The sequence below is a fragment of the Paenibacillus sp. GXUN7292 genome, from assembly GCF_050864975.1.
Classification (GTDB): Bacteria; Bacillota; Bacilli; order Paenibacillales; family Paenibacillaceae; genus Pristimantibacillus.
On record NZ_JBOZWO010000094.1, the window covers coordinates 1 to 1,514 of the forward strand.

Sequence of the window (1,514 nt, forward strand, 5' to 3'; positions counted from 1 at the left end):
CACTGGCGTTGCATCGAGCAACCTAAAAAAGAGGATATTACAATAGTTACACATGGAGTAAATTTATTACAGAACCAGTTTGTAAGTGAGGGATAAAAAGTCAGCAGAGTATTAAGCCCTAACGCGTTATCCCATTAAATGTAATATATGGTTCAGTTCGTCATTTACTCCAAGATGATTCTTGGTTTCATCGAAACCTTTGAAACTTTCGGCGGACGTCCATTTCGTTTCGGTCGTCCCCTTGAGGTCTGTTTCGGTTTCCGTGTCAAGGCAGCAATTAAGCTTTCCCACGGTCGATCTGCATAGATGCGCATCAACTGCAACAATTGCCATACTGTCTGTTTACATTGAAGTTGTAACTTTATGAGTAAACAAAGTGAATAAGCTATCAAGGCAATATACATCTGGTTCCAGATGGCTTCGACCGAGTATCCATGGGGTTTCACTAAGCGAATGTGCTGCTTTACCCATTTAAAAAACAATTCTATGTGCCAACGATTACGATAGACTTCAGCTACCTGGTAAGCGGATAAATCCCAGCGGTTGGTGACTAAGCGATACGTTCTCTCTTGATTATCTTTAAACTCAATCAAGCGCAATTTTGTTGGCAGGTCGGGCATGGTCACATCAGCGTCACGGATGAGATTTTTTTTTCGTTTAGGTAACGCTCTCTCATTCAAGATAGCAAGACGGCTGTTGGCTTTTACTCGAGCTACAAATTTAATGCGGGTTTCCACCCAGAATTGAAAATGCTTATACACCTGATAACCGCGGTCCATCACATATGTCGCATCTTTATCCACCGTAAAGTGCTTCGCTACTTCGTGATCCGCTATATCTTTGGTCGAAGCGATGATCTTCTCCGGGTACATCGTGTTGGCATCTGCGACGACAAGTGATGTGTGCATTTTGACACCGTGACTTGATTTGGAACAGTATGCCCATTTCGAAAGGATAGGTGGCAAGGTGAGCTCTGTGGAATCTAACAACTTCAGCTTGCCGATCCCGGGTGTAAGGCCGCGTTTATCTTTCGTGAGTTCCTTGATCTGATGAAGAAGCGAGAAAAAGAGCCCCTGCAGTTCATCTGTAGGCAATTGCTTCAGCTTGCGTGATAGCTGAGAAGTACTTATAGACTCTAACTCAAGCATCTCCTGAAAATCTTTATTAGCTGCAAGATGTTCTGCCATCACATAATAGGAACTTCGTTGTTCTAATTGAGCCTCGATGAACATGAGAATGGTTGAGCCCACAAACAACTTTTGAGCTCGATAATCAAGCACTTTATCGCGGGATATGTTGACATTTAACATTTTTAAACATTGACAAATGACCTTAGAATTAGGTACGTTATCCATAGAAATCTCCTTTGTTGAGGCGTTTTTTATGGATAACGCGTAGGTAACTCAACGATAGGAGATTTCTTTTGTTTTGTCCACGAAATTATATCAACAAATTACATTTATAGTAATTTGTTGAATAAAAGATTCCATGAAAAACTTGATGCAACGCCAATG

General features: G+C 41.3%; 1 protein-coding gene. It reads right to left on the minus strand.

Annotated elements, in window-relative coordinates; translation table 11 throughout:
• Positions 1-164: 164 nt before the first annotated feature.
• A complete protein-coding gene (locus ACRRU2_RS28480; RefSeq protein ID WP_331702756.1) occupies positions 165-1,355 on the minus strand; it encodes an IS4 family transposase in 1,191 nt (396 codons plus the stop codon).
• Positions 1,356-1,514 lie beyond the last annotated feature (159 nt).